23 protein-coding genes are annotated in these 25,628 nt (G+C 72.5%); 16 read left to right on the top strand and 7 right to left on the bottom strand.

The genetic code is table 11. The annotated features are described in order from the left end of the window. Positions 1-54: 54 nt before the first annotated feature. From R0146_RS06930 to R0146_RS06915, 4 genes are all read left to right on the top strand, one after another. Positions 55-1,116 (top strand): threonine aldolase family protein, encoded by a 1,062-nt coding sequence (locus tag R0146_RS06930; protein WP_317692131.1) that lies wholly within the window; start codon positions 55-57, stop codon positions 1,114-1,116. A 74-nt stretch (positions 1,117-1,190) separates the two neighbouring features. After that, entirely contained in the window at positions 1,191-1,994 is an 804-nt protein-coding gene (locus tag R0146_RS06925; RefSeq protein WP_317692130.1) for a DUF1684 domain-containing protein, read from the top strand. A gap of 14 nt (positions 1,995-2,008) precedes the next feature. Beyond that, positions 2,009-2,839, top strand: coding sequence for an NAD-dependent protein deacetylase (locus tag R0146_RS06920; RefSeq protein ID WP_317692129.1), 831 nt, complete (start codon positions 2,009-2,011; stop codon positions 2,837-2,839). Positions 2,840-2,929: 90 nt separating this feature from the next. Next, positions 2,930-4,336 carry a dicarboxylate/amino acid:cation symporter gene (locus tag R0146_RS06915; protein WP_317692128.1) on the top strand — a complete coding sequence of 469 codons (1,407 nt, stop codon included), beginning with the start codon at positions 2,930-2,932 and terminating at the stop codon, positions 4,334-4,336. Between the two features lie 62 nt (positions 4,337-4,398). On the opposite strand, the gene ald is transcribed toward R0146_RS06915, so the two are convergent. Further along, a complete protein-coding gene (ald, locus tag R0146_RS06910) occupies positions 4,399-5,517 on the bottom strand; it encodes an alanine dehydrogenase (protein ID WP_317692127.1) in 1,119 nt (372 codons plus the stop codon). A 90-nt stretch (positions 5,518-5,607) separates the two neighbouring features. Here ald and R0146_RS06905 point away from each other — a divergent pair, with 90 nt between their 5' ends. Continuing rightward, a complete protein-coding gene (locus R0146_RS06905) occupies positions 5,608-6,168 on the top strand; it encodes a dihydrofolate reductase family protein (protein WP_317692126.1) in 561 nt (186 codons plus the stop codon). A gap of 151 nt (positions 6,169-6,319) precedes the next feature. Here the strand turns inward: R0146_RS06905 and R0146_RS06900 are convergent, their stop codons facing one another. Then, the gene (locus R0146_RS06900) at positions 6,320-7,273 is read right to left on the bottom strand and encodes a LysR family transcriptional regulator ArgP (protein ID WP_317692125.1); all 954 of its coding nucleotides are present in this window, start codon (positions 7,271-7,273) and stop codon (positions 6,320-6,322) included. Between the two features lie 130 nt (positions 7,274-7,403). Between R0146_RS06900 and R0146_RS06895 the strand changes: the two genes are divergently transcribed. The 3 genes from R0146_RS06895 (at position 7,404) to R0146_RS06885 (ending at position 9,837) form a co-directional block, all read left to right on the top strand. Continuing rightward, positions 7,404-8,009: a LysE/ArgO family amino acid transporter gene (locus tag R0146_RS06895; RefSeq protein WP_317692124.1), complete on the top strand. Its 606-nt coding sequence runs from the start codon at positions 7,404-7,406 to the stop codon at positions 8,007-8,009. 256 nt (positions 8,010-8,265) lie between these two features. Next, the gene (locus R0146_RS06890; protein WP_317692123.1) at positions 8,266-8,820 is read left to right on the top strand and encodes an LOG family protein; all 555 of its coding nucleotides are present in this window, start codon (positions 8,266-8,268) and stop codon (positions 8,818-8,820) included. 84 nt (positions 8,821-8,904) lie between these two features. Beyond that, positions 8,905-9,837 carry an NADP-dependent oxidoreductase gene (locus R0146_RS06885; protein ID WP_317692122.1) on the top strand — a complete coding sequence of 311 codons (933 nt, stop codon included), beginning with the start codon at positions 8,905-8,907 and terminating at the stop codon, positions 9,835-9,837. Positions 9,838-9,899: 62 nt separating this feature from the next. Here R0146_RS06885 and R0146_RS06880 read toward each other — a convergent pair whose 3' ends face one another. Beyond that, positions 9,900-11,576: a cation:proton antiporter domain-containing protein gene (locus tag R0146_RS06880; protein WP_317692121.1), complete on the bottom strand. Its 1,677-nt coding sequence runs from the start codon at positions 11,574-11,576 to the stop codon at positions 9,900-9,902. Positions 11,577-11,783: 207 nt separating this feature from the next. On the opposite strand from R0146_RS06880, the gene R0146_RS06875 reads away from it, so the two are divergent. The 4 genes from R0146_RS06875 (at position 11,784) to R0146_RS06860 (ending at position 15,116) form a co-directional block, all read left to right on the top strand. Further along, the gene (locus R0146_RS06875; RefSeq protein ID WP_317692120.1) at positions 11,784-12,665 is read left to right on the top strand and encodes an EamA family transporter; all 882 of its coding nucleotides are present in this window, start codon (positions 11,784-11,786) and stop codon (positions 12,663-12,665) included. 86 nt (positions 12,666-12,751) lie between these two features. Then, positions 12,752-13,267 carry a methylated-DNA--[protein]-cysteine S-methyltransferase gene (locus R0146_RS06870; RefSeq protein ID WP_317692119.1) on the top strand — a complete coding sequence of 172 codons (516 nt, stop codon included), beginning with the start codon at positions 12,752-12,754 and terminating at the stop codon, positions 13,265-13,267. 147 nt (positions 13,268-13,414) lie between these two features. Next, positions 13,415-14,335, top strand: coding sequence for a COX15/CtaA family protein (locus R0146_RS06865; protein ID WP_317692118.1), 921 nt, complete (start codon positions 13,415-13,417; stop codon positions 14,333-14,335). A 28-nt stretch (positions 14,336-14,363) separates the two neighbouring features. Beyond that, complete coding sequence (locus R0146_RS06860; RefSeq protein ID WP_317692117.1) at positions 14,364-15,116, top strand: TenA family protein; 753 nt, start codon at positions 14,364-14,366, stop codon at positions 15,114-15,116. 17 nt (positions 15,117-15,133) lie between these two features. Here the strand turns inward: R0146_RS06860 and R0146_RS06855 are convergent, their stop codons facing one another. Further along, positions 15,134-16,063 carry a helix-turn-helix transcriptional regulator gene (locus R0146_RS06855; RefSeq protein WP_317692116.1) on the bottom strand — a complete coding sequence of 310 codons (930 nt, stop codon included), beginning with the start codon at positions 16,061-16,063 and terminating at the stop codon, positions 15,134-15,136. Between the two features lie 54 nt (positions 16,064-16,117). Continuing rightward, entirely contained in the window at positions 16,118-20,854 is a 4,737-nt protein-coding gene (locus R0146_RS06850) for an ATP-dependent helicase (protein ID WP_317692115.1), read from the bottom strand. A gap of 80 nt (positions 20,855-20,934) precedes the next feature. Between R0146_RS06850 and R0146_RS06845 the strand changes: the two genes are divergently transcribed. Together R0146_RS06845 and R0146_RS06840 are read left to right on the top strand one after the other, a co-directional pair. Further along, positions 20,935-21,921 carry an RNA polymerase subunit sigma-70 gene (locus R0146_RS06845; protein WP_317692114.1) on the top strand — a complete coding sequence of 329 codons (987 nt, stop codon included), beginning with the start codon at positions 20,935-20,937 and terminating at the stop codon, positions 21,919-21,921. 85 nt (positions 21,922-22,006) lie between these two features. Further along, positions 22,007-22,615, top strand: coding sequence for a dihydrofolate reductase family protein (locus R0146_RS06840; protein ID WP_317692113.1), 609 nt, complete (start codon positions 22,007-22,009; stop codon positions 22,613-22,615). A 78-nt stretch (positions 22,616-22,693) separates the two neighbouring features. Here R0146_RS06840 and R0146_RS06835 read toward each other — a convergent pair whose 3' ends face one another. Further along, positions 22,694-23,113: an HIT family protein gene (locus tag R0146_RS06835; protein WP_317692112.1), complete on the bottom strand. Its 420-nt coding sequence runs from the start codon at positions 23,111-23,113 to the stop codon at positions 22,694-22,696. 313 nt (positions 23,114-23,426) lie between these two features. On the opposite strand from R0146_RS06835, the gene R0146_RS06830 reads away from it, so the two are divergent. After that, positions 23,427-23,807, top strand: a complete 381-nt coding sequence (locus tag R0146_RS06830; RefSeq protein ID WP_317692111.1) for a RidA family protein — start codon at positions 23,427-23,429, stop codon at positions 23,805-23,807. 51 nt (positions 23,808-23,858) lie between these two features. On the opposite strand, the gene R0146_RS06825 is transcribed toward R0146_RS06830, so the two are convergent. Next, entirely contained in the window at positions 23,859-24,191 is a 333-nt protein-coding gene (locus R0146_RS06825) for a NifB/NifX family molybdenum-iron cluster-binding protein (protein ID WP_317692110.1), read from the bottom strand. Positions 24,192-24,301: 110 nt separating this feature from the next. Between R0146_RS06825 and R0146_RS06820 the strand changes: the two genes are divergently transcribed. Further along, positions 24,302-25,471, top strand: coding sequence for an MFS transporter (locus R0146_RS06820; protein ID WP_317692109.1), 1,170 nt, complete (start codon positions 24,302-24,304; stop codon positions 25,469-25,471). Positions 25,472-25,628 lie beyond the last annotated feature (157 nt).

Here is a 25,628-nt window from a genome sequence, read left to right as displayed (position 1 = left end):
GATCCCCTCGGGGCACCCGCGGTGCGGGCATCCGGCACTACTACAGTGGGCCGCATGCCCGCACCGCTCCATGATCCGACCCGCCACGGTTTCGCGTCCGACAACATCTCCGGGGTCCATCCCGAGGTGATCGAAGCGCTCGTGGCGGCCAACGGCGGCCACGTGGTCAGCTACGGCGAGGATCCCTACACCGAACGGCTCCAGCAGGTCATCCGACGCCACTTCGGCGACCGCGCCGTCGCCTACCCCGTCTTCAACGGGACCGGCGCCAACATCATGTCGCTGGCGACCCTCACCGAGCGGTGGGACGCCGTGATCTGCGCCGAGACCGCCCACATCCACGTGGACGAGTGCGGCGCCCCGGAGAAGCTGGTCGGCGTCAAGACGTTGACCGTGCCGAGCCCGGACGGCAAGCTCACCCCTGCCCTCATCGACCGGGTCGCCCACGGTTTCGGTGAGGCACATCACGCGCAGCCCGCGGTGGTGAGCGTGGCGCAGTGCACCGAGGTGGGCACCGTCTACACCCCCGACGAGCTGCGGGCGTTGGCCGACCACGCCCACGCACTGGGGATGCAGCTGCACATCGACGGCTCCCGGCTGGCCAACGCGGCCGTCTCGCTGGGGTGCGGGCTCGGTGACATCACCACCGCCATCGGGGCGGACGTGCTCAGCCTCGGCGGCACCAAGAACGGCCTGATGGGCGCCGAGGCGGTGGTCGTGCTCAACCCCGACGCCGTCCGCGGACCCCAGTACGTCCGCAAGTTCCTCACCCAGCTGCCGAGCAAGATGCGGTTCATCTCGGCCCAGTTGCTCGCCCTGTACGACGGCGACCTGTGGCGGCGCTCGGCCGGACATGCCAACGCGATGGCCACCCGGCTGGCCGCCGGCGTCCGCGACCTGCCGGACGTACGCATCACCCAGTCCGTCGACGCCGACGCGGTGTTCGCGATCCTGCCGAAGGAGGCCGCCGAGCGGCTGCGGGAGCGGTTCTTCTTCTACGACTGGGACGAGGCCGCCGGCGAGGTCCGGTGGATGTGCACCTTCGACACCACCGAGGCCGACGTCGACGCCTTCGTGGCGACGCTGACCGACGCGCTGGCGGCGGTCCCCGCCTGAGTCGCCCGGTGGCGGTCCGGCCGCCATCCGGGCCGCGCGCGCTACCCTCGCTGCAACACGACGCAGGAGGAGCGATGGGCAGCGGACCCGACTGGACGAGGTGGGAGCGCAGCGAGTGGAAGCGCTGGCACCTGATGCGGGAGAGAGGCCTCGCCGCACCCCACGGTTGGCTGTCGATCACCGCCCTGCACTGGCTGGACGAGGAGCCCCGCCCGATCGAGGGGTTCCCCGGACTGTGGTCCGGTGACGAGGTCGAGGTGCGGGTCGAGTTGGCGGACGAGGACGCCGTGCTGCGCTACGACGCACCGGTCAGCGGATCGGTCGACATCCCGCTGGAGGAGGACGAGTCCGACGACTCCCTCGTCCACGACGGGATCGTCGCGGAGGCCGGGGTCCGGGGCGGGCGGCCGATGGTGCGGTTGCGCGACCCGCAGGCGCCGACCCGGACCGACTTCACCGGCGTGCCCACGTACGACTGGGATCCGGGATGGATCGTCCCGGCGCACTTCGACCGGTTCCCGACCGACCTGGTCCGTGAGGTGGAGACCGCCCAGCCGGACGTACGCCAGCCGATGACGTTCTGGGGCGAGGTGTGGTTCACCCGCGACGGACAGGACGTCCAACTGCTGGTCAGCGGTGGCCACGGGGACGCGTACGTCGTCTTCCACGACCCCACCAACGGCGTCGACACCGCCGACTGGCGGTTCGTGGCGCTGGGCGAGGTCGATCCCGAGGGTGGCACCTCGATGGACTTCAACCGCGCGCTCAATTTCCCGGCCGCCTTCGTGCCCTCGTACGCCATCTGCCCGCGGCCGGTGGCCGAGAACGTCATCCCCTTTCCGGTGACCGCCGGGGAACGCCGACCCGACGCCGACTGACGTACGCTCGACGCGTGCTCGACCGCCTCACCACCCTGCTGCCCTCCCGACGCTGGCTCGTGCTGACCGGCGCCGGGATGAGCACGGCGTCCGGCATCCCGGACTACCGGGACCCGGACGGCACCCGGCGGGTCCAGCCGATGCGGATCGACGAGTTCCGTACGTCGTCCGAGGCGCGCCGCCGCTACTGGGCCCGGTCGTACGTGGGCTGGCAGAACCTGCGCCGGGCCCGGCCGAACCCGGGCCACCTGGCGCTGACCGCACTGCAGCGGGCCGGCATCACCGGCGCGGTGATCACCCAGAACGTCGACGGGCTGCACCAGGCGGCCGGCAGCACCGACGTCACCGAACTGCACGGGTCACTCGCCCGCGTGGTCTGCGAGGCGTGCGGCGAGGTCACTGACCGCGCCACCCTCGACGCCCGGATGGCCGCAGCCAACCCGGGCTTCGTCGGCGCCGGCACCGAGATCCGCCCCGACGGCGACGCGGTGCTCTCCGCGATGGCGGTCGACGACTTCCGGGCGCCGCTGTGCACCCGCTGTTCGGCCGACCGGCTGCGGCCGGACGTGGTGTTCTTCGGCGACGTGGTGCCCCGGCCCCGGGTCGACCACTGCTTCGACCTCGTCGAACGGGCCGAGGGACTGCTGGTGCTGGGCAGCTCGCTGCAGGTGATGAGCGGCCTGCGGTTCGTCCGACGCGCCGCCAAGCAGGACCTGCCGATCGTGCTGATCACCCGCGGGCGGACCCGGGCCGACGACCTGGTCACCCTCCGGTGGGAGGCGCCCCTGCAGGAGGCGCTGCCCACGCTGGCCGAACGATTGGCCGGCGTCCCCGCGTCGGCCTGACGCGGGCGGAGCGCCGAGCGACCAGCACACCACAGCTTTACTTATGGGCGACTTTGCATCAGCTTATTTAGCGTTGTATGGTTTCACCCCGTGAGCCACACCCAACTCGACCCGACACCGTCCGACCCGACGTCGACCACACCCGCCGACCGGCCCGGCACCACCCCCGCCGGACCCGCCACGCGGCGCTTCCACCTCTCGTTCAGCACCCAGGTGCTGATCGGCCTCGCCCTGGGCATCATCCTGGGCCTGGTGGCCCTCCGGATGGGGCCCGCGGGCCACGCGCCCGACGGCAGCGCCGTCCCCAACTGGCTGGGCGCGACCCTGAAGACGATCGGCACGATCTTCGTCACCCTGCTGAAGGCCGTGGTCCCGCCGCTGATCTTCCTGGCGATCGTGTCCTCCATCTCCCACCTGCGGGAGGTCGCCAACGCCGCCCGACTCGCCGTCCAGACCTTGATCTGGTTCGCGATCACCGCGCTGATCGCCGTGCTGATCGGCATCGGCCTGGGCACCCTCACCTCCCCGGGCGCCCGCACCACCGTGGCGGCCACCGCGGCGAAGGCCTCCAGCACCCAGGGCACCTGGCTGGACTTCCTCAACGGCCTGGTGCCGCAGAACTTCCTCGGCCTCGAGGTCACCACCCACGGCAGCACCTCCACCGTCGGCTTCAACGCCCTGCAGATCCTCGTCATCGCCATCGTCGTCGGCGCCGCCGCACTGCGTGCCGGACACAAGGCCGAGCCGTTCCTCGCCCTGGTCAACTCCGCGTTGAAGATCGTCCAGCGGGTGCTCTGGTGGATCATCAGGCTCGCCCCGATCGGCACCGTCGGTCTGCTCGGCAACGCCGTCGCCTCGTACGGTTGGGGAGCGGTGGGATCGCTGGGCGTCTTCGTCCTCGACGTGATCGTCGGCTGCCTCATCGTCGGCCTCATCGTCTACCCGCTGATCCTGAAGAGCCACGGCCTGCGCATCGCCCCGTTCTTCCGCGGCGTGTGGCCGGCCACCCAGCTCGGCCTGGTGTCGCGCTCGTCGATGGGCACCATGCCAGTGACCCGCGAGGTGACCATCCGCAACCTCGGCGTCCCGTCCTCGTACGCCTCCTTCGCCGTGCCGCTCGGCTCGACGACCAAGATGGACGGCTGCGCCGCGATCTACCCGGCGCTGGCCTCGATCTTCGTGGCGAACTTCTTCCACGTGCAGCTCACCCTGGTCGACTACCTGCTGATCGCCGTGGTCGCCGTGCTCGGTTCGGCCGCCACCGCCGGGATGACCGGCGCGACGGTGATGCTGACCCTGACCCTGTCGACCCTGGGTCTGCCGCTGGAGGGCGTCGGTCTGCTGTTGGCGATCGACCCGATCATCGACATGGTCCGCACCGCGCTGAACGTGACCGGTCAGGCGCTGGTCCCGGTCATCGTGTCGAAGCGTGAGGGCATCCTCGACCAGGCGGCGTACGACGCCCCGAAGCAGGAGTTGGCGCTGGCCACCGCCTGAGCCGACTGCCCGGGTCGGCCGTCCGGGTCGACGGTCCGAGGCCCTGTTCGACGCCTGCCGAGTCAGTCGTCGAGCAGGGCCTCGTCGGCGCGGACGTGGGGCAACCCGTGTGCGTCGGCGACGGCGGTGTTGGTGACCATGCCGCGGTGGACGTTGAGGCCGGTGCGGAGCGCATGGTCGGTGAGCAGCCCGTCGACGCCCCCGTTGGCCAGACGTACCAGGTAGGGCTGGGTGGCGTTGGCCAGCGCCCGGGTGGCGGTGGCCGCGACCGCGCTGGGCATGTTGGCGACGCAGTAGTGCAGCACGTGACCGGCCCAGTAGGTCGGGTCGTGGTGGGTGGTGGGGTGGCTCGTCGCGAAGCATCCGCCCTGGTCGATCGCCACGTCGACCACCGCCGATCCGGCCGGCATCAGGTCGAGCTGTTCGGAGGAGACCAACTGCGGCGTACGGGCCCCCGGCACCAGCGCCGCCCCGATCACCAGGTCGGCCCTGGCCAGTGACTCCTCGACCGCCAGCCGGGAGGAGTGCCGAGTGGTCAACGCCGCGCCGAACCGGGCGTCCAGGTGGGCCAGGATGTCCAGGTCGACGTCCAGCACGGTCACGTCGGCCCCCATCCCCAGGGCCACCCGGATGGCGTTGCTGCCCACCACCCCCGCGCCGAGCACCAGCACCCGGGCGGCCGGCACGCCCGGCACACCGCCCATCAGCAGGCCGCGACCACCGTGGATCCCCTCCAGCAGCCGCGCCCCGACCTGGGCCGACAGCCGTCCGGCGACCGCCGACATCGGCGCCAGCAGCGGCCGCCGCCCGCGGTCGTCGGTGACGGTCTCGTACGCCACACAGCTGGCTCCGGACGCCATCAGCGCACGGGTCTGCGCCTCGTCCGGCGCCAGGTGCAGGTAGGCGAAGAGCAGCTGCCCTTCGCGCAGCCGGGCGATCTCGGTCGGCTGGGGCTCCTTCACCTTGCAGATCAGGCCCGCCTCGTGCCACAGCGCATCGACGTCATCGGTCAGCCGTGCGCCGACCCGCCGGTAGTCCTCGTCGGAGATGTCGGACGCCTGCCCGGCGCCGGACTGGATGACCACCTGGTGGCCGTCGGCCAGCAACTCCCGGACACCGGCAGGGGTGACGGCGACCCGGTACTCCTCGGACTTGATCTCGGTCGGCACCGCGATGAGCATCGTCGCTCCTTCGGCCATCCTGCAGGGACGGGACCGATTCTGCCCCGGCACCCCCTGTCGCCGCGGGGGTTTCCGTGGTTACCGTGGAGCATGCGTACGGTCTTCTACACCGCGAGCACGCTCAACGGTTTCCTCGCCGGCCCCGACGACGACCTGCAGTGGCTGTTCGACGTCGAGGGCGAGGAGGGACCCGATCCGCTGGAGTTCATCGCCACCGCCCGGGCCGGTGTCTGCGGCTCCACGACGTACGAGTGGGTGCTGCACCACGAGGAGATGCTGGAGCACCCCGAGCGCTGGGCACCCACGATGGGCACCAACCCCCTGTTCGTCTTCACCCACCGCGACCTGCCGGTGCCGGCCGGCGTCGACGTACGGTTCCTCTCCGGCCCGGTCGCCGACCACCTGTCGACACTGGCGGAGGTGGTCGGCGACGGCATCCTGTGGGTGGTCGGCGGCGGCGACCTGGCCGGGCAGTTCCTGGACGCTGGCGCGCTGGACGAGCTCCAGGTGTCGATCGCACCGGCAACGCTGGCCGGCGGGAAACCACTGCTCCCCCGCGACGTCGGCCCACAGCGCCTGCACCTGGTGTCGGCACAGCGCTACGGCCAGTTCGCCCACCTGACGTACGCGGTGCGGCCCGGCCGGGTGTGACCGGCCCCGGGCGCCGCCGGCGAGGGCAGCGCCGCCGGCGAGGGCAGCGCCCCGGCGAGGGCAGCGCCGCCGGCGAGGGCAGCGCCCCGGCGAGGGCAGCGCCCCGGCGAGGGCAGCGGAGGAGCCCACCCCCGGACGGGTCCGCTCCAGGTCAGCCGGGCGAGCCCGCCGTGGCCCCCGCCGAGGCCGACCCCGCCGGCCCCAAGGACGCCGCAGCCCGGTGTACCGCCGCGGTGAGCCGCTCCAGCCGCGAGGAGCCGAGCTTCCAGACCTGCCAGTAGAGCGGCACGTCGCGTTCGCTGTCCGGCACCACGATCCGCAGTGACCCGTCGTCGAGCGCCCACCGCATCTGGACCTCGGGGACGAGGCCCCAACCGAGCCCGGCGCGGGCGGCTTCCAGATAGGCCTCCGAGGACGGGATCTGGTGGGCGACCGGCAGCTGCTCGACGCCCCGGGCGCGAAGGAACTTGTTCTGCAGGTCGTCCTTGGGCCCGTAGCGCAGCACCGGCATCCGGCTCCACTCGACGATCCGCCGTCCGCCGCGCAGCCGGGTGTGCCGCTCCAGCAGATCGGGCGAGGCGACCGGCTGGTAGCGGATCACGCCGAGCTTCTCCGTACGACATCCGGCGACCACCCGCGGCGCGGCGGTGACCGCTCCGACCACGTCCCCACCACGGAGCAGATCGCTGGTGTGTTCCTCGTCCTCCAACTGCAGCCGCAGGATGGTGTCGCGCCAGTCGGCGGCCTCCCGCAGCACCGGCCGGAACCAGGTGGCCAGCGAGTCGGCGTTGACCGCCAACGGCAGCATCGCCCGACCGGGGACCGCCTGTCCCGGGCCCTCCAGACCCGGATCGTCGGCTCCCAGTGCCTCCCGCGTCTCGATCTCCAGCAGGGCGACCTGGCGCGCCATCCGGAGCACCACCGCGCCCGCCTCGGTGGCCGTGCAGGGCACCGTACGCCGCACGACGACGTGGCCGACCGAGGCCTCCAACGCCTTGATCCGTTGGCTGATCGCCGACGGCGAGACGCGCAACTCGTCTGCGGCCGCCTCGAACGTGCCCTCGTCGACCACCGCCAACAGGGCCCTGAGTTGCTCGAAGTTCATGAAGAAATTCTAATGCAGCTGCAGAATCACACGTTTGTCTTACTCTTCGGGCCGCTCTAGCGTCGGATCTGGGACCTGACGGGGAACCCGGTCGGCCGGCCGCTCCGGCGCGGAACGACGGAGGTGCAGGATGATCGGGATCGGCGTCTGGGCGACCGGGTTCGTGGCGAGTTTCACGCTCGTCGCGATGATCGGTGCGCAGAACACGATGGTGATGCGGCAGGGGATCCGCCGTGACCACGTGGGTCTGGTCGTGCTCGTCTGCATCCTCAGCGAGATCGTGCTGATCACCTCGGGCACCGCCGGGGTCGGCGTGCTCGCCGCCGCGCACCCGCTGGTGATGGAGGTGCTCGCCTGGGTCGGGGCGGCCTATCTGCTCGGCTATGCGGTGATGTCGTTCCGCTCCGCCGCCCGACCGAAGGCGATGGTGGCCACCGGCACGGGGACGACACGTACGGTCCTGCTGGCGATCCTCGCCGCGACCTACCTCAACCCGCAGGCTTACCTGGACACCATGGTGCTGCTCGGCAACCTGGCCAACCGGTTCGGCGACCCGGGGCGGTGGATCTTCACCGCTGGCGCCGTGTCGGCCAGCATCCTGTGGTTCGTCATCCTCGGCTTCGGTGCCCGGGCGCTGTCCGGGCCGCTGAGCCGGCCGACGACCTGGCGGTGGATCGACGCCGGGGTAGGCGTGATGATGCTCGGCCTGGCCGGCAAGCTGGCGCTCGCGGCCTGACGCACGGATTTCGGCGGCGGTCGCCCGCCAGACACACAATCCCGCGACGAGTGCCCGCCGAACGCGCGATCCCGCGACGAGTGCCCGCCGAACGTGAGCCGAATCTGGCGGCTCGATCCGACCGGCGGCCCGCTCCGTGCGGAGAAACCGCGCCATGGCGCGGATCGGCCGGATCCCGCTCTCGGTCGCACGCGCTGAGGTGTCAGATTCGGCTCACCGAGATGATGCACGCGCCGGCTGTGGGCAGAATCGGTCCATGAGCCCACTGCGCCGCCTCGCCGTCTTCGCCGCCGCCAGCGACGGCACCGACCCCGCGCTACGGAGCGCGGCGTACGACGTCGGGGCCGAGCTGGCCCGCCGCGGCATCGGGCTGGTCTACGGCGCCGGTGGGGCCGGTCTGATGGGCGCCCTGTCGCAGGGCGCGCTCGATGCGGGCGGTGAGGTGATCGGCGTCATCCCCGAGGCGATGATCCAGCGGGAGTGGGGCCGCCACGACCTCACCCAACTGCGCGTGGTCGGGACGATGCACGAGCGCAAGGCACTGATGGCCGAGCTCTCCGATGCATTCCTGGCGATCCCGGGCGGGCTGGGCACCCTGGAGGAGATCGTCGAGGTGTGGAGCTGGAGCTACCTCGGCGTGCTGGACGAGCCGGTCGGCTTCCTCAACCTCGGCGGCTTCTGGGACCCGTTCCTGGCCAGTGTCCGGGGGATGGCCGAGGCCGGCTTCATCCGCGGAGCGGCGGTGCAGCGGCTCGTGGTGGCCCCCGACCTGGACCAGGCGCTGGCCGGACTGGAGGCGCTGGCCGGCTGATCGACACGCCCTGCGGCCCGACCCGGGAGGGTCGCCTCAGGCGTGCCGGACCGCGATGTCGGTCCCCCGAGGCAGGATGGGCGCATGGCTGAGACGATGCGCGCGATGACGTACGACACCTACGGCGGACCCGAGGTGCTGCGCCTGGTGGACATGCCGCTGCCCAAGGTCGGGCCCGGCGAGGTGCTGGTGCGGGTGAAGGCGGCCGGGGTCAACCCGGTGGATTGGAAGCTGATGGCGGGTGGCCTGGACGGCCTGATGGACATCCGGTTCCCGGTGGTGCCGGGCTGGGACGTCGCCGGCGTGGTCGAGCGGGTGGGCATCGACGTGCCCGAGTACGCCGTCGGGGACGAGGTCATCGGCTACGCCCGCAAGGACTACGTGCACGGCGGCACGATGGCGGAGTACGTCACGGTCGCCGTCCGCCACCTCGCCCGCAAGCCCGCCGGGCTGTCCTGGCCCGAGGCGGCGGGGGTACCGCTGGCCGGCCTCACCGCCTACCAGACACTGACCCGGCTGGGTCTGCAGCGCGGCGAGACGGTGCTGATCCACAACGCCGCCGGCGGCGTCGGGTCGGCCGCCGTCCAGATCGCCCATGCCCTGAGCGCCCGGGTGCTGGCCAGCTGCTCCCCGGCGAGCGCGGAGCGGGTGCGGGCGCTCGGCGCCGAGCCGGTGGCGTACGGGGACGGGCTGGCCGATGCGGTCCGCGCCCTGGTCCCGGGCGGGGTCGACGTGGTCGCGGACTTCATCGGCGGCGTGCTCGACGCGACCCTCGCGGTCCTCGCCGAAGGCGGGCGGCACGCCTCGATCGCGGACGCCGGGGTGCTGGCCGAGGGCGGCCAGTGGATCTGGGTGCGCCCGGACGCCGACGACCTCGCCACCCTGGCGACGATGCTGGAGGATGGCCGGCTGCGGGTGGACGTTGCCGAGACGTTCCCGCTGGAACGTCTGGCCGATGCCTTCCGGCTCAGCATGACCGGCCACGTCCGCGGCAAGATCGCCATCACGATCGACTGACGGGCACGGGCCGACAGGACGGGCCGAAGGGATAGCCCCGACGGGATTGCACCCGACGGGGCTCAGTCCGTCCCGTCGGCCCGCTTGACCCCGGCCTGGACGGCGGCCCGGTCGGCCAGGCTGTCGCCCGCGCCGTCGTACAGGTGGAACACCGCCTCCACCCCCAGCTCCCGGATCTCGCGGACATCGTCGTCGTTGTGCGCGACGACGGCGACGGTGCCGTCGTACCCGCTGCCCTCGAGCAGGTGCAGCGCGTAGACGTTCGAGCCGTGCTCGGGCATCGCCAGCACCACGATCGCCACGGTCCGACCGGGGTGCAGGCGTTGCCAGAACTCCGCGTCGGTGGCATCGGCGACGATGACGTTCATCCCCCGGCGCTGCAGGTCGGCGGCCCGGTCGAGGTCGTTCTCCACCCCCACCACACTCAGCCCGTACCCGCGGGAGAGATGGCCGTACGCCGATGCGCCGATCCGGCCCATGCCGAGCACGATCGCCCGGACGTCGCCGAGGGCGACCGGGCGGTCCTCGGGAATGATCCGCACCGTGGCGCGGGTCGGCAGCGCGTCGGCGAGCCAGGCGATCAGCCGGGTGCCGCGGCGGTTCGCGATCGAGGCGACGATGAAGCTGCCCGCGACGGCGATCGACAGAGCGGTCAGCCAGTCCTCGCCGAGCACGCCCTGGCCGACCACGTACGAGGCGACGATCAGCCCGAACTCGGAGAAGGTGCCGAGGATGAATCCCGACAGCACAGCGGTGCGGTTGCGCAGCCCGAAGAGCCGCTGCAGGAGGACGTAGAGCAATGCCTGGACCGGGAGCAGCACCAGCAGCGCCAGGCCCATCAGCACCGCTGGCAGAGTGAGCGGATGCAGGGTGCCGATAGTCAGGAAGAAGCCGACCAGCAGCACCTCCTTGATGCTGAACAGGGCGGCGGCCAGCCCGGTGGCCCGCTTCGAGGGGGCGAGCAGCAGGCCGATCACCAGCGCACCGAGGTCACCGCTGACACCGGCCCATGCGAACAGCCAAGCTCCCGGCACCAGCGCGACGGCGATGCCGAAGAGCACCTGGAGCTCGTCGTGGCCCACCCGGTCCCACAGCCGGCGCAGCAGCAGGGTCGCCGGCCACAACAGCACCAGCACGAGGATCCGCGGGTCGGGCTGCCACCCCTCCCGGGCCGCCAGGAAGCCGACCGCCACGATGTCCTGCAACACCAGGATCGCGAGCGCCGTACGCCCGTACAGGGAGCCGTCCTCGGAGCGCTCCTCGAGCAGCTTGGCCGCGAACACCGTGCTGGAGAACGACAGGGAGAAGCCGAGCAGCAACAGCGGCCGGGCGTCGGCCCCGCGCAGCATCGGCGCCCCGATCAGGGCCAGCAGTCCGAGGAACCCCGCCCCGATCAGAGTGCTGAAGACCATGTGCGGCAGCGCGGTCCCCCAGGCCACCTTCCGCAGCAGGGTGCGTACGTCGAGCTTGAGGCCGATGGTGAACATCAGCATCATCACGCCCAGGTCGGAGAGCACCGGCAGCGCAGGCAGCACACCGACCCCCAGCGCACGGAGCACGAACCCGGCGGCGAGGAAGCCGACCAGTGGGGGCAGCCGCACGGCCGTCGCCCCGAAACCCAGTGCGAAGGTGATCGCCAGGTAGATGACCGCCGTGTCCATCCCTGCGCACCCCCACTCCGAGGAGGCCGCCGGGGCCACGGGCGGCGGGCCGACGACGCCGGCCGGCCAGGATGCCACCCGGTGCTCCATTCTATGGGTTCGGGTACGTCGGCTCCATGGGCTCAGGTCCGCCGGCTCCATGGGCTCAGGTCCGCCGGATCCATGGGCTCAGGTCCACCGGCTCCATGGGCTCAGGCCGGCCGGCGCCCATACACCCTGCGCCGGCGGGCCCGGACCGCCGCACCGCGCGTCCGGTCACGTACGGCCGGTGGCAGGATGGCGGGCATGGATCGCCGAGCCCGCCCGACACCGGCGTGGGCCCCGACCCTCGTGCTCGGCTCGATCCTCTCGGTGCAGTTCGGCGGTGCTCTGGCCGTGACGCTGATCCCGCTGGCCGGCGTGATGGGGTCGGTGCTGCTCCGACTCACCCTGGCAGCGGTGATCCTGGCGGTCGCCGTACGTCCCTCCTGGCGCGGCCACCGGGCCCGCGACTGGTGGGTGGTCCTCTGGTTCGGGCTGAGTCTGGCCGCCATGAACTCGGCCTTCTACGGTGCGGTCGCCCGACTGCCGATGGGAGTCGCGGTGACGCTGGAGTTCCTCGGCCCGCTGACCCTGGCCGCGGCGACCTCGCGGAGCGTACGCGACCTGCTCGCGGTGGCGCTGGCGCTGGCCGGGGTGCTGCTGATCTCCGGAGCACTGTGGACCCCGTGGACGCAGCTGGACCTGGTCGGCATCGGCCTGGCGTTGCTGGCGGGGGCCGGCTGGGCGATGTACATCCTCGCGTCGGGGCACACGGCCCGGCACTTCGAGGGGATCGACGGGGTGGCCTGGGCGATGCTGATCGCCGCGGTGCTGGTGACCCCCTGGGGGCTGGTCGATGCCGGCGGCCGACTGCTCGGCGGGCAGGTGCTGGGCCGAGGCCTGGGTGTCGCGCTGCTCTCCTCGGTGGTCCCGTACTCGTTGGAGAACATCGCCCTGCGCTGGATCGCACCGAACGTCTTCGGCGTCCTGATGTCGTTGGAGCCTGCCGTCGCCGCGATGGCCGGGCTGGTGGTGCTGGGCCAGCGACTGGTCGGGACCGAATGGGCCGGCATCGCGCTGGTCATTGCGGCGAGCATCGTGATCCGGGTGGCCATCCCCGGACGCCGGGCGTTGCGCAGCCCATGACATCCACCCCGCACCCGTCTCGACCTGCGGTCATCGAGTCAGCAGAATGGGATCGCCAGCACCACCCCGCCACCAGGAGGCCCGACATGTCCACCACCAGGAGCCTGGAGGCGACCACCCTGGCCACCCCGTTCGGGGCGTTCACGGCCTTCTGGACCCCGGATGACGAGGTGCTGCGGGCCTGCGGCTTCGGCGAGTTCGGCGACGTCGCACCGGTGCTCCCCCGCAGCGCCCGACGCCTGCGGATCCGGCCCAACGACGGCGACAGCGCCGTCCGACGCGCGGTGGGCGACGTCCTCGACGGCGATCTCACCGCCTTCGCCTCGCTGCGGGTCAACCAGCCTGGCACCCCGTTCCGGCAGAGTTGTTGGTCCTCCTTACGCGCCAGCGCCGCCGGCGAGCGGATGACCTACCGCGAGCTCGCGGAACGGGCCGGGCGCCCCCGGTCGGTCCGCGGCGCGACCCGGGCCTGCCTGCTCAACCGGCTGGCCTGGGTGGTGCCGTGCCACCGGGTGGTCCGCTCGGCCGCCGGGTTGGGCGACTACCGGTACGGAGCGGCGATCAAGGCGTCCCTGCTGGACTGGGAGTCCGACCACCGCTGACACCTCGCCTCCCCGTAGGATGTGCGACGACACGACGTAGTACGTGTGTCGTAGGAACTGCCGGTCCCTGGGAGCACCGAGGGAGCGTGGATCCCACCGACGCGTACGGCCGTGTGTGACCGAGCACCTCGTCCTGCGGAGACCTCAGTGAACGACAGCCCCACCCCCGCGACCGCCACCGTCACGCTCTATCGCGTGGCGGCCGTCCTCACCTTCGCCGCCGTGGCGTTGGGCTCGCTGGTCTGCGCGACCGACTCCAGCGCGGCCTGCCCGAACTGGCCCGGCTGCTACGTGGGTCAGCTGATGCCGCGGGTGGCCCTGAACCCGATCATCGAGTTCGTCCATCGGGTGGTCGCCGTCAGCACCGGACCGGCCCTGTTGGCCGCCGCCCTGGTCGGGCTGCGCCGGCGTCGCGACCTCACCGTCGCGGTGCTGCCGTGGGTGGCTCTGGCCGGCGCGATCGCCGCGGGAGTCTTCGGCATGCTGGCGATCCGGGTGGGGCTGACCACCGCACAGGGCGCCACCGACCTGGGCGCCTCGCTGATCGCGATGATCGCGATGACCACGGCGGCGGTCGCGCTGGCCCGGACGCCGCGTACGACCTACCGCACAGTGACCGGGACGTCCGCCTGGGCGGCCGTCGGCACCCTGTGGCTGGTGCACGTGACGGGGGTCTTCGCGGCCGGCAAGGGCTCGCTGACCCGCTGCGTGAGCTGCCCGGTGTGGAGAGTCGTCCCGATCGACGGCCCGGTCTGGCTGCAGGGGGCCCGGATGGTGCTGGCGGTCGTCGCCATCGCGTTCGTCGTCGTGGCGGTGGTCACCGGGGTGCGGACGCCGCGGCTGCGGGCGACCGCCGTCGTCGCGGCCGCCCTGCTGGTGATCGAACTGGGCGTCGGCCTGGTGATCCTCGCCCGCGGCACGAACCCCGCGCTGTCCTCGGTCTACGCGCTGACGATGGTGTGCCTGCTGTGGACCACGACGCTGCTCGCCGGCCGGGCGACCTTCGTCCCGGCACCGCAGGACGGCGGAGGACACCGATTCGTCGAGGAGGCGGCGGCCGCCGCCTGAGCGGGCCCGCCACGGGTACGTTGGAGGCATGAGGACTGCGCCCAGCACCGACTTCACCCGCCGTCTGCGTGAGGAGTGCGCGGAGGACTGGGATGCCGCGACGGGGCACCGCTTCGTCGAGGAACTGTTCGCCGGGACGCTGCCCGACCCGGTGCTGCTGGACTATCTGGTGCAGGACTACCAGTTCTTCGACCCGTTCCTGCGCCTGCTCGGCGAAGCGGTGGCGACGGCGCCGACCGCCACCGCACGGCTGCGGCTGGGCCGTCAGCTGGGCATGTTGACCACCGAGGAGAACGGCTACTTCGAGCGGACACTGAACGCCTTCGACGTCAGTCTGGAGGACCGTCTGCACCCGGCGCTGAGCTGCGCGACGGTCGACATGCTGGACCTGATGTACGAGGCGATCGGATCACACTCCTGGCCGCACGTGCTGTCGGTGCTGCTGGTGCTGGAGTGGGTCTACCTCGACTGGGCCGAGGCCCCGGGGCGTACGGTGCGGACCACCCGGCGCGAACACAGCGAGTGGATCGACCTGCACAGGGGCCACGAGTTCCGCGACTGGGTGCGCTTCCTGCGCCAGCAACTGGACGACGCGGAGCCGAGCAGCGAGCAGGCTGCGGTGAGCTGCCGGTCGCTGTTCCGTCGGGCCGTACGGGCCGAGGTGGGCTTCTTCGACGCCGCGTACGCCAACGCCACTCCGTGCGACGAGGCCCCGCTGACCGGGCCGATCGGCGATCTGGACACCGACTTCACCCGGATTACCCCGTCGACCGAGGAGTGACGCCCGGGCGGTGAGCGTCAGACCCCGGCCAGTACCTCGGCGATCGCCCGCAGCTCGACGCGCAGCTCCTCCGGCTCGACCACGGTGAACACCTCCGGGAGCAGCAGCAGTTGGCGGGCGATCCGGGTGGTGCTGGTGCCGCTGATCACCACCCGGGACCGGCCGTCGTCGAGCGGCTCGATGAAACCGACCCCGTCGGGCAGCCCCGCCCGCACCCGCGCCGGCGACGCCTGCACCTCGACGACAGCGACGACGGGGGCGGGCAGGTCGTCGGGGACCATCTCCCGGGCCCGGCGGGGCCGACGGTGTCGCTCGGCGTCGAACGGCACGTCGGTGACCTGCGGATCGACGATCTTCTCCACCGGCCAGGTGGCGATCCGGCGCAGCTGCCGGTCATGGCCGATCAGGAACCACTGGCCCATCCGGGCCCTGACGACCATCGGCTCGACCCGGTGCACCGGCCCGGGCGCGGGATCGGTCGAGACGGCGAACCGCAGCAGGTGGCTGTCCCGCAGCGCGGCGGTGATCACGGCCAGCGTCCCGGTCAGCTGCTCCCCCAGCACGGTCTGCTCGGTCTCGTGGGCGTCCACCGCGGCGCGGACCCTGGCCGGCAGCACCTGTTCGACCGTGGCGAGGGCCCGCAGCGTGCCGTCCTCGGTCAGCGGTGTCGGGGCCAGCAGCGAGCGGCGCAGCGCGAGCGCCGTGGCGGCCGCCTCCTCGTCGTCGAGGAAGAGCGGCGGCATCACCCGGCCGGCGGCGAGCCGGTAGCCGCCGTTCGGGCCGGTCTCGTGGGCGATCCCCAGGCCGAGATCGCGCAGCCGCGCGACGTAGCGGCGGATCGTCGGTGCGGTGACACCGAGCGCCGCCGCGAGATCGGTCGACGACCACCGCGTCCGCGACTCCAGCAGACGCAGCAGGGTGGTGAGGTTGTCAGTCAGGTCCCCCATGACTCCATGATGGCCGCGGCCTCTGACATTCCTCGGACGACCGGCGGCTCGCCGTCAGGTCCGGCGCAGCCGGATCGCCTTCGGCGACGTGTAGGCACCGGCCTCGACCAGGGCGGATCGCACCGTGGCGGGCGCACCGGCCACCGCGATCGCCGGCTCGCCGTTCACCGTCTCGATCGAGAGCGTGTCGACCGCGCCGCGCTGCACCCCGGCGGCGAGGGCGGCGGCGGCCTGCGCCAGACGCTGCCGGTCCTCGTCGAAAGCGAGCACCGTACGTCCGCCGCGCTCCAGGTAGAGCACCGGGGCTCCCGCGACCAGGACGACCAGGGCCCCGGACCGCCGCCCTGGCCGCGCCCCACCGGCGGCGTCGCCGGGGACGTCCGGCCAGGCCAGCGCCGCACCGTACGGGTTGGCCGGATCGGTCGCCGCCAGCAGCACCACACCCGGCGCCTCGGCGCGGCGCAACAGATCGACGGTGCCGGCCTCGGCGAACTGCGCCGGTCCCAGGTCGGCGACGAAGTAGCCGCGCCGGCACCGGCCGTTCTCCTCCAGCGCGGTCAGCACCCGGTAGAGCGCGGCGAACCCGCCGGGCAGGCCCTCCATCTCCACCCCGCCCCGAGTCACCACGCCGTGCCGGTCGAGCAGCAATTGGGCGACTTCGGTCGCCCGGACCGTGTCGTCCAGCGGGCGCGGGCCGAGCGCCGACCACCGCCCCGGCAGCAGGGAGCGCACCGCGAGCGGGCGCAGCCGGCCGGGCCGCCCGGGCCGGCCGCGGACCGGGGCGGACGGAGCCCGATGGGTGCCCTGCCCGGCCCGCAGCATCGCCCGCACCGAGGCGTACGTATCGGAGGTGACCAGCCCCGACCAGGCCAGCGTGGTGACCGCCTCGGCGACCGCCGCGACCGTCAACGGTGCCCGACCGCCGACCGGAGCCGAAGTGTCCTGGGCCGCCGGTGCGCCGCGCTCCGCGTCCTGCCGCTCCAGGGCAGCCAGGATCTCCTCCACCAGGAAGGCACCGCCGCGCTCCTGCAGCAGCGCATGGATCCGCCGGGCCAACGGGTCGGTGAGCGCCTCGGCACGTTCCGCCAGGTCCTGCGGCAGGGTGAGGTCGCCGGCCTCTGCAAGGTGCAGGGTGAGCCAGCCGTCCCCGCCGGCGACCGCGCCGTCGCCCGCCCAGAGCACCTCGCCGGACGCCACCAGACCGTCGAGCAGACCGGGGCTCCAGTCGTCGATCCGCGCCGGCAGCACCAGCGACTCCCAGGCGGAGGCGGGCAGCCGGACCCCGGCGAGCTGATCGACCACCGTGAGCAGGCCGTCGACCCCGGAGAGCCGCTCGGCGCCGCCGACGTGCTGCCACACCTGGAGGAAGGCGGCGTACCGGTCCGCGGCGACCGGTCGGACCTGCGACCGCAGCGCCGCCAGCGAGCGCCGCCGGACCACCCGCAGCACCTCGGCGTCGACGTACTGCGAGGAGGCGTACGCCTCAGGGGTCGCCGGCCGGCGACGGAACTCGCCGGCCACCAGCCGGCCCTCCTCGACCAGCCGGTGCACCGTACGCTGCACGACGGCGGCCCCCACCCCCAGTGCGGCGGCCACCTCCGGGACGAGGAACGGCCCATGGGTGCGGGCGAACCGCGCGACCAGGTCGCCGACCGGGTCGGCCACCGCGACCAGGTGGGCGGCGGGGATCCCCGCCGGCAGTACGGTGCCCAGCGCGTCCCGCAGCCGGGCGGCGTCCTCCACCGCTGCGATCCGCGGCCGGCCGCCGACGTCCACCCGGATCGCCCGGCCGGCGTCCACCAGCGCGGTGGCGTACGACACGGCGGCCTCGCCCGCGGAACCGGGGACGACCTCGTCCTCGCCCGCGACGTCGGCCGGCACTGCGATCCGTCCGGCGATCTCCTCGATGGGGAGCGGGCCGAGCATCCGCAGCAGGTCCGCCACGCCCTCGACACCGCGCAGCTGCCGGTCGGCGGCGGTGTGCTGGAGCTCGGCCGCCACCCGGTCGATCACCGCCGGGTCGAGCAGATCGGCCAGATCGTCACTGCCCAGCAGCTCACCGAGCAGTTTCTGGTCCAGCCCGAGCGCGGCGGCCCGGCGCTCGGCCAGCGGCACGTCCCCGTCGTAGAGGAACTGGCCGACGTACCCCAGCAGCAGCGACGCGGCGAACGGCGACGGCTTCGCCGTCTCGACCGTCACCAGGGCGACCTCGCGGCGCTCGAGCCGTTCGTGGAGGGCGCGCAGCGCCGGCATGTCGTACGCGTCGAGGAGGACCTCCCGCAACGCCTCCAGGACGATCGGGAAGGCCGGATAGCGGGCCGCGACCCTCAGCAGCTGGGCCGACCGGTGCCGCTGCTGCCACAACGGGGACCGTTTGCCGGGGTCGCGGTGCGGCAGCAGCAGCGCCCGGGCGGCGCACTCCCGGAACCGGGCTGCGAACAGCGCCGAGTGCTCCGTCTCGGCGGTGACCGCCCGCGCCAGCTCGTCGGGGTCGAAGCGGAACAACGACTCGTCGGGCGGGGTGGCGTCGGTCGCCGCGACCCGCAGCACGATGCCGTCGTCAGCTGCCATCACCTGCGGGTCGACCCCGTACCGTTCCCGCACCCGGCGGGCCACCGCCAGCGCCCAGGGGGCGTTGACCGGCTTGCCGTACGGGCTGTGGCAGACCACCCGCCAGTCACCCAGTTCGTCGCGGAACCGCTCCACCACCAGCCGGTCGTCGGCCGGCACCACCCCGGTGGCCCGGCGCTGATCACGCAGGTAGTCGAGCAGGTTGTCCGCGGCCCAGGCGTCCATGCCGGCCTCGCGCAGCTCCCCGCGGACGGCGGTCTCCCCTGCCGCCGTCACCCGACCGTCGAGCTCCCGGACGTACGCCCCCATCGCCGCCCCCAGCACGGCGGGCCGCCCGTCGTCCTCGCCGTGCCAGAACGGCAACCGGCCCGGGATGCCCGGCGCCGGCAGCACCGAGACCCGGTCCGGGGTGATCTCCTCGATCCGCCAACTGGTGGCACCCAGGGCGATGATGTCGCCGACCCGCGACTCGTACACCATCTCCTCGTCGAGCTCGCCGACCCGGCGCGGGCCACGCGTCTCGTCGCCGGCCAGCAGGTAGACCGGGTAGAGGCCGCGGTCCGGGATGGTGCCGCCGCTGGTGACCGCCAGCCGCTGCGAACCGGGCCGGCCGGTCAACGTGCCGTGGTCGCGGTCCCAGACCAGTCGGGGGCGCAGCTCGGCGAACTCGTCGGAGGGGTAGCGGCCGGACAGCAGGTCGAGGGTCGCCTCGAAGGCGCTGCGCGGCAGATCGGTGAACGGTGCGGCCCGACGGACCGTGGTCCACCACTCTTCGACCTCGATCGGGCCGAGCGCGCAGGCGGCGACGGTCTGCTGGGCGAGGATGTCGAGCGGGCCGGTGACGACGTGCACCGGTTCGATGGCGCCGGTGAGCATCCGCCGCCCGACGACGGCGGCGTGGACGAGGTCGGCGCGGTGGGTGGGGAAGATGATGCCGCGGGACACCTCGCCGACCCGGTGTCCGGCGCGGCCGACCCGTTGCAGCGCGGAGGCGACGGAGAACGGCGCGGCCACCTGGATGACCAGGTCGATCGCGCCCATGTCGATGCCGAGCTCGAGTGAACTGGTGGCCACCACGCAGCGCAACCGGCCCGCTTTGAGGTCGCCCTCGATCCGGGCCCGCTGCTCCTTGGCGACCGAGCCATGGTGCGATCGGGCGAGCACCGGTGGGTCCTCGTCGTCGCCGAGGTCGCCGGCGGCGCGCAGCCGCTCGGCGTACAGCTCGTTCATCCGGGTGGTGATCTTCTCCGCGGAGCGCCGGGAATTGGCGAAGACCAGGGTGGAGGCGTGGGCCAGGACGTGGTCGACCAGCCGCTCCTCGATGTCGGGCCAGATGGAGTGGATCCGCTCCGGGTCGTCGTCGGCCGTACGGTCCCGGGAGAGATCGGCCATGTCCGGCACCGGCACCGTGATGGTGAGGTCCCAGGCCTTGTCGGAGGGCGGTCGGACGATCTCGACCGGCGCCCCGCCGGCGAGGAAGCGGGCCACTTCGGCGGCGGGCTCGACGGTGGCGGACAGGCCGATCCGTTGCGCCGGGGTGTCCAGCAGGTCGTCGAGCCGCTCCAGGGAGAGGGCCAGGTGGGCGCCGCGCTTGGTGCCGGCGACGGCGTGCACCTCGTCGATCACCACCGTCGCGACGTCGGTCAGGGTCTCGCGTGCCGAGGAGGTCAGCATCAGGTAGAGCGACTCGGGGGTGGTGATCAGGATGTCGGGCGGGTCGCGCACCAGCCGACGGCGGTCGGCAGGCAGTGTGTCGCCGGACCGTACGCCCACTCGTACGTCGCGGACCGCCTCACCACGCTCGGCGGCGACCCTGGCGATCCCGGCGAGGGGCCGGCGCAGGTTACGTTCGACATCGACGCCGAGTGCCTTGAGCGGGGAGACGTAGAGGATCCGGGTCGGCCGTCGGTCGGGATCAGGCTCGGCCGACGGATCCCCGGTGGGGTGATCGGCCCCAGCCGGGTGATCGGCCCCAGCCGGGTCATCGGCTTCGACGGGTGCAGGTCCTTGCGCCGGTGCGGCGGACGCACCCACCATCAGCCGATCGAGCGCCCAGAGAAACGCTGCCAGGGTCTTGCCGGAGCCGGTCGGGGCGATCACCAGGGCATGCTGTCCCGAACTGATCGCCACCCAGGCGCCCTCCTGGGCGGCGGTCGGCCGGCCGAACTCCCCCGCGAACCACGCACGGGTCGCGGGGGCGAAACGGTCGAGCGCGGACATGGGTTCAGTGTTGCACCTGGCTGTGACAGCGGGCGCAGGACAGGGTTTGGGGCTCGGAACCGCACCAGAGGGCCGGAAGCGTGGCACGCTGGGAAGCAATGCATCCCGACGAGACATCCGCACTGTTGGACCGGGCCCGTGCCGGAGACGAAGACGCGTTCCGCGATCTCACCGCTCCGCACCGCCGCGAGCTCGCAGCTCACTGCTATCGCATCCTCGGCTCGGTCCCCGATGCCGACGACGCCGTGCAGGAGACGATGCTGGCCGCGTGGAAGGGGCTTGGCGGTTTCGCGGGCCGCAGTTCGCTGCGCACCTGGCTGTACACGATCGCCACGAGGGCGAGTCTGCGCCTGGCGGAACAGAGACCGCCGAGGATGCTGTCGTGGGACGCTCATCCGGCCGGTGATCCGCTCGGCGATCTCGGCGGGGTGGACACCGAGACGGCCTGGCTCGATCCGTGGATCGAGCCCGCGGACGACCCCGCGGAGCTGGTCGAGCATCGCGAGACGATCTCGCTCGCGTTCCTCGCCGCACTGCAGCGCCTCCCGCCGAACCAGCGGGCGGTGCTGATCCTGCGCGATGTCCTCGGCTTCTCGGCTGTGGAGACCGCCGAGCAGCTCGGAACGAGCGTCGCCTCGGTGACGAGCGCGCTGCAGCGTGCCCGAGTGACGATCGGGACCGGGGCACCGTCCCCGATGGAGCGGCCGCCCGATGATCCCGACGTACGACGCACGGTGGACCGATTCGTGGCCGCGTTCGATGCCGGCGACGTGACCGGGATCGTGGAGCTGCTGACGGTGGACGTACGGTTCACGATGCCTCCGCTGCCCGCCTGGTTCGACGGGGTGGACGCGGTGACCGCGTTCTTCGCCCACCGGTCGCTGGTCACGCCGTGGCGGGTCCGACGCCGCCTGCGGGTCAACGGGTGCGCCGCGGTGCTCGCCGACCGGTCGATCGACGGGAAGTGGCGGCCGGCCGCTCTGATGGTGTTCACCGTGGAGGGGGACGGCATCCGCTGGATCGCGTCCTTCCTCGATCCTCGGCTCCTCGCAGCGGCCGACCGCTGAGATCTTTCCCTCTCGACCGATGAGTTCGCCGCGCGGCGTGTCTCTCAACGAATGAAGGCATCCCGCCGACACGAAAGGACCCATCATGCGATCACTCATCGTCGCCAACGCCGTCACCCTCGACGGATTCTTCGCCGGCCCCGGCGGCAACCCCCTCGTTCTCAACCTCGACGCCGCCTTCGACGCGCACAACCTCGAGCTCATGTGTGGTGCGGGCACCGTCCTGCTCGGGCGGGCCTCCTTCGAGCTGTTCAGCTCGTTCTGGCCCATGATCGCCGATGCCCCCGACGACCCGTCGAACCCCGCGCTCAGCGAGACGAACCGCGAGTTCAGCCGTCGCTACCGCGACATCCCGAAGATCGTGGTCAGCGACCGCTACGAGGTCCCGGACGACAACCCGTGGAAGACCACCACACGCGTCATTCCCGCCACGCACCTGAGCGAAGCGGTGCGCGACGAGAAGACGGGCGACGGTGGCGACATCATCGTCTACGCGAGCCATCTCCTGTGGAATCGACTGCTCGCCGACGGGCTCGTCGACCGCCTCGACCTGATCGTCGGTCCGGATTCCATCGGAGAGGGGGTGCCCGCGTTCACCGCGCCCACGTCCCTGACACCGATCGCGTCCCGGGTGCTGCCCGGCTCCCGCAACGTTCTCGTCCAGTACGTGCCCACCGCGAAGGCTCCGCGGTGATGCCCAGGGACGTCACCGCGTGAGTCCCTCGGGACCGGGCGTGGCGGGACGGAGTGGCCGCCGACGGTGGGCGGCGGCTCACGCCGGGACGTGCTCCCCGGCGCCGAGGTCCCGCAGCGCCGCGCGCAGTGCGGCGGCGGCGCGGTCCATCTCCGCCTCGGACACGTCGATCGCCCGCAGGTCGTAGCCCCGCATGTCGTCGGCGCCGAACACGTGGATGTGCAGGTGGGACACCTCGAACCCGGCGATCAGCAGGCCGGCGCGGGCGGCCCCGGTGACGGTGACCATGGCCCGGCCGACCAGCCGCGACACCTCGTTGAGGTGCGCCCAGAGCACCGGGTCGGCGTCGATCCACTGGTCGACCTCCTGCACCGGCACGACCAGGGTGTGGCCCCAGGCGACCGGCCCGGCGGACAGGAACGCGACCACCGTGTCGTCGCGGTAGACGAAGCGGCCGGGCAGGTCACCGTTGATGATGCGCGTGAAGACAGTTGCCATGGCCCGAGCCTACGGCCCGGGGGCACCGCCCCACGGTCGCGGGCCGTGATCGGCCGTCCGGGATCCGTGGCGTGGGACCCGTGGCGTGGGACCCCCGTGGCGTGGGACCCGTCGGGCGGCACCGGGTGGCGACACCGCCGACGGCTTGCCCGTACGGTGACCAGCGACGTACGCCGCAGACCGCGCCGCCCCGGCGCCCGACGACGGAGGAACCGTGACCGCAACCCCTCGCCGTGAGGCGACTGAGAGTCCTCGCCGTGAGGCGATTGAGAGTCCTCGCCGTGAGGCCGCACACCCTCGCCACGAGGCGATCATGCCCAGCTCGCTCCCCGCGGCCCCCGCAGTGAACAACACGTACGCCTACGGCGTCCGGGCCGGCGACATGCTGCACATCGCCGGGATGGTGTCCTTCGCCACCGACGGGACGATCGTCGGCGAGGGCGACATCGCCGCCCAGGTCGACCAGGCGCTGCGGAACATGGCGGAGGTGGTCACTGCGGCCGGCGGCACGATGGACGACATCGTCGCCACCACGACCTACCTGGTGGATGTGACGGACGCCCCGGTGGTCAGCGCGGCCCGGGCACAGTGGTTCACCGGGGAGGTGAAGCCGACCCACACCGTGGTCGGGGTGGCCGCGCTGGGGCGCCCGCAGTTCCTCGTCGAGATCGAGGCGACCGCCTACCTGGGCTGACTGTGAGGATGGCGGTGCAGCCGATCTGGTGATGGGCTGCGGGGACGCCGGTCAGTCGCGCGGCGCGATCAGCGCGACGGCCTCACGGGCATCGGCGGCACGGGCCGGCAGCACCGGGATCCCCATCTTGCCGAGGGTGTGCAACATGCCCTGTCCCATGTGGTCGACGACGACGGCCTCCACGGCGTTCTCCCGAAGGAACCGTACGATCCGGGCGTGGTGGGATCCTTCGGTGCCCTGGTCGTGGGCGACGTCCCAGCCGACCTGGTGAACCACCCAGTCGGTGACCTGACCGGACTCGACGGTGGCGACCGCCACCATCGGCGCACGTCCCCACCGGGGCTCGACCTGACCGTCGGCGGTGACCGGGATCGCGATGTTCATGGCGCCAACTCTAATGACGGTCCGCACCGCCGGATCCGTAGCTCCCGCCGTGGTCCACCCACCTGCATGATCCTTCAACCACCAGGCCGGCGGACGCTAGCCTGACCATCATGTCCTCGCCGAGCACCCCTGCGCGTCCGCGCGTCTGGCCGTTGTACGTCGGGGGCTTCCTCGGACCGTTCGGTGGTGCGGTGACGAACACGATGCTCCCCGAGCTGGCACAGGCCCTGCACACCGACCTGACCGCGGCATCCTCGGCGGTGACCTGGTACATGCTGCCGTTCTGCGTCACCCTGCTGGTCTCCGGTTCGCTCGCCCAACGGTGGGGACGGGGACGTACGATCCGCGGCGGTTTCGGGCTCTACCTGGTGGGGTCGCTGGTGTGCGTCCTCGCCCAGCAGCTGCCCGTCGCCGCGGAGGTGCCCGCATTCATGGCCGGGCGGGCCGTGCAGGGCATGGGCAATGCGTTCACCACGCCGGTGATGGTGCTGCTGCTGAGCGAGTTCGTCGCCGGGCAGCGACTCGGCGGCGCACTGGGGCTGTTCGCCTCCATGCAGGCCGCCGGTCAGGCGTTCAGTCCGCTGGTCGGCGGCGCGGCTGCCGACACCGACTACCGGCTGGCGTTCGCGTTCACCGGCCTGGCGGCGCTGCTATTGGCCGTCGTCACCCCGGTCGGCCGGGCCGGCGGCGACCGGAGCACCCCCACGAGCTGGCGGGCGCTGGCGAACCCCCGGGTCGCCCAGTCCTCGGCGGTCGCTTTCGCCGCCCAGGTCACCGCCACCGGCATCACCGTGCTGGCGGCGCTGGTCGCCACCGACCGGTTCGGGCTCTCCCCGACCGCCCGCGGTCTGGTGGTGGCGTTCTACGGCGTCGCCGGCCTGGTCAGCGGCCGCTTCGCCGGCCGCCTCGCCGACCGTTGGGGGATGCGGCGGTTCGGCATCGTCGCGCTGCTCGTGCTGGGGGTCGCGATGGCGCTGGTCGGGCTCACTCCCGCGGTGGTGCCACTGGTGGCGCTGCTGGCGGTGATCGGCGCCGCCGGCACGGCAGGTCGGATCCTCACCAACACCATGGCGCTGCGCAGCACGCCGGAGAATCCGGGCGGAGCGACCTCGGTGACGATGGCGATCCAGTTCCTCGGCTCGGCGGCGGTGCCCGCGCTGCTCCCGCTGTACGCCGTGGACCCGTTGCTGGCCACCGCAACGGCCGGCGGCGTCTCCGCGCTCGGCGCCCTGGTCGCCGCCCTCCCGGTGCGCCCCGCGGCGGACCGCCCGGCCCGCTGAACGCCCGCGGCCCCGCCCCAGCACCCCGAAAAGCGACTCCAGAGCCCCTCAGACCCTGCAGATCGGCGTGTCTGCGCGGTTCTTCATTGCAGAGGCCGCCGACGATCACTAGCATCCTGCGTTGTTACGACATGTGCGTTGTGTCGATGCGCAGCGC

Origin of the sequence: Raineyella sp. LH-20, from assembly GCF_033110965.1 — a bacterium.
GTDB lineage: Bacteria > Actinomycetota > Actinomycetes > Propionibacteriales > Propionibacteriaceae > Raineyella.
The sequence above is the reverse complement of the archived record's forward strand: the minus strand, read 5'-3'. Positions and strand labels throughout refer to the sequence as shown.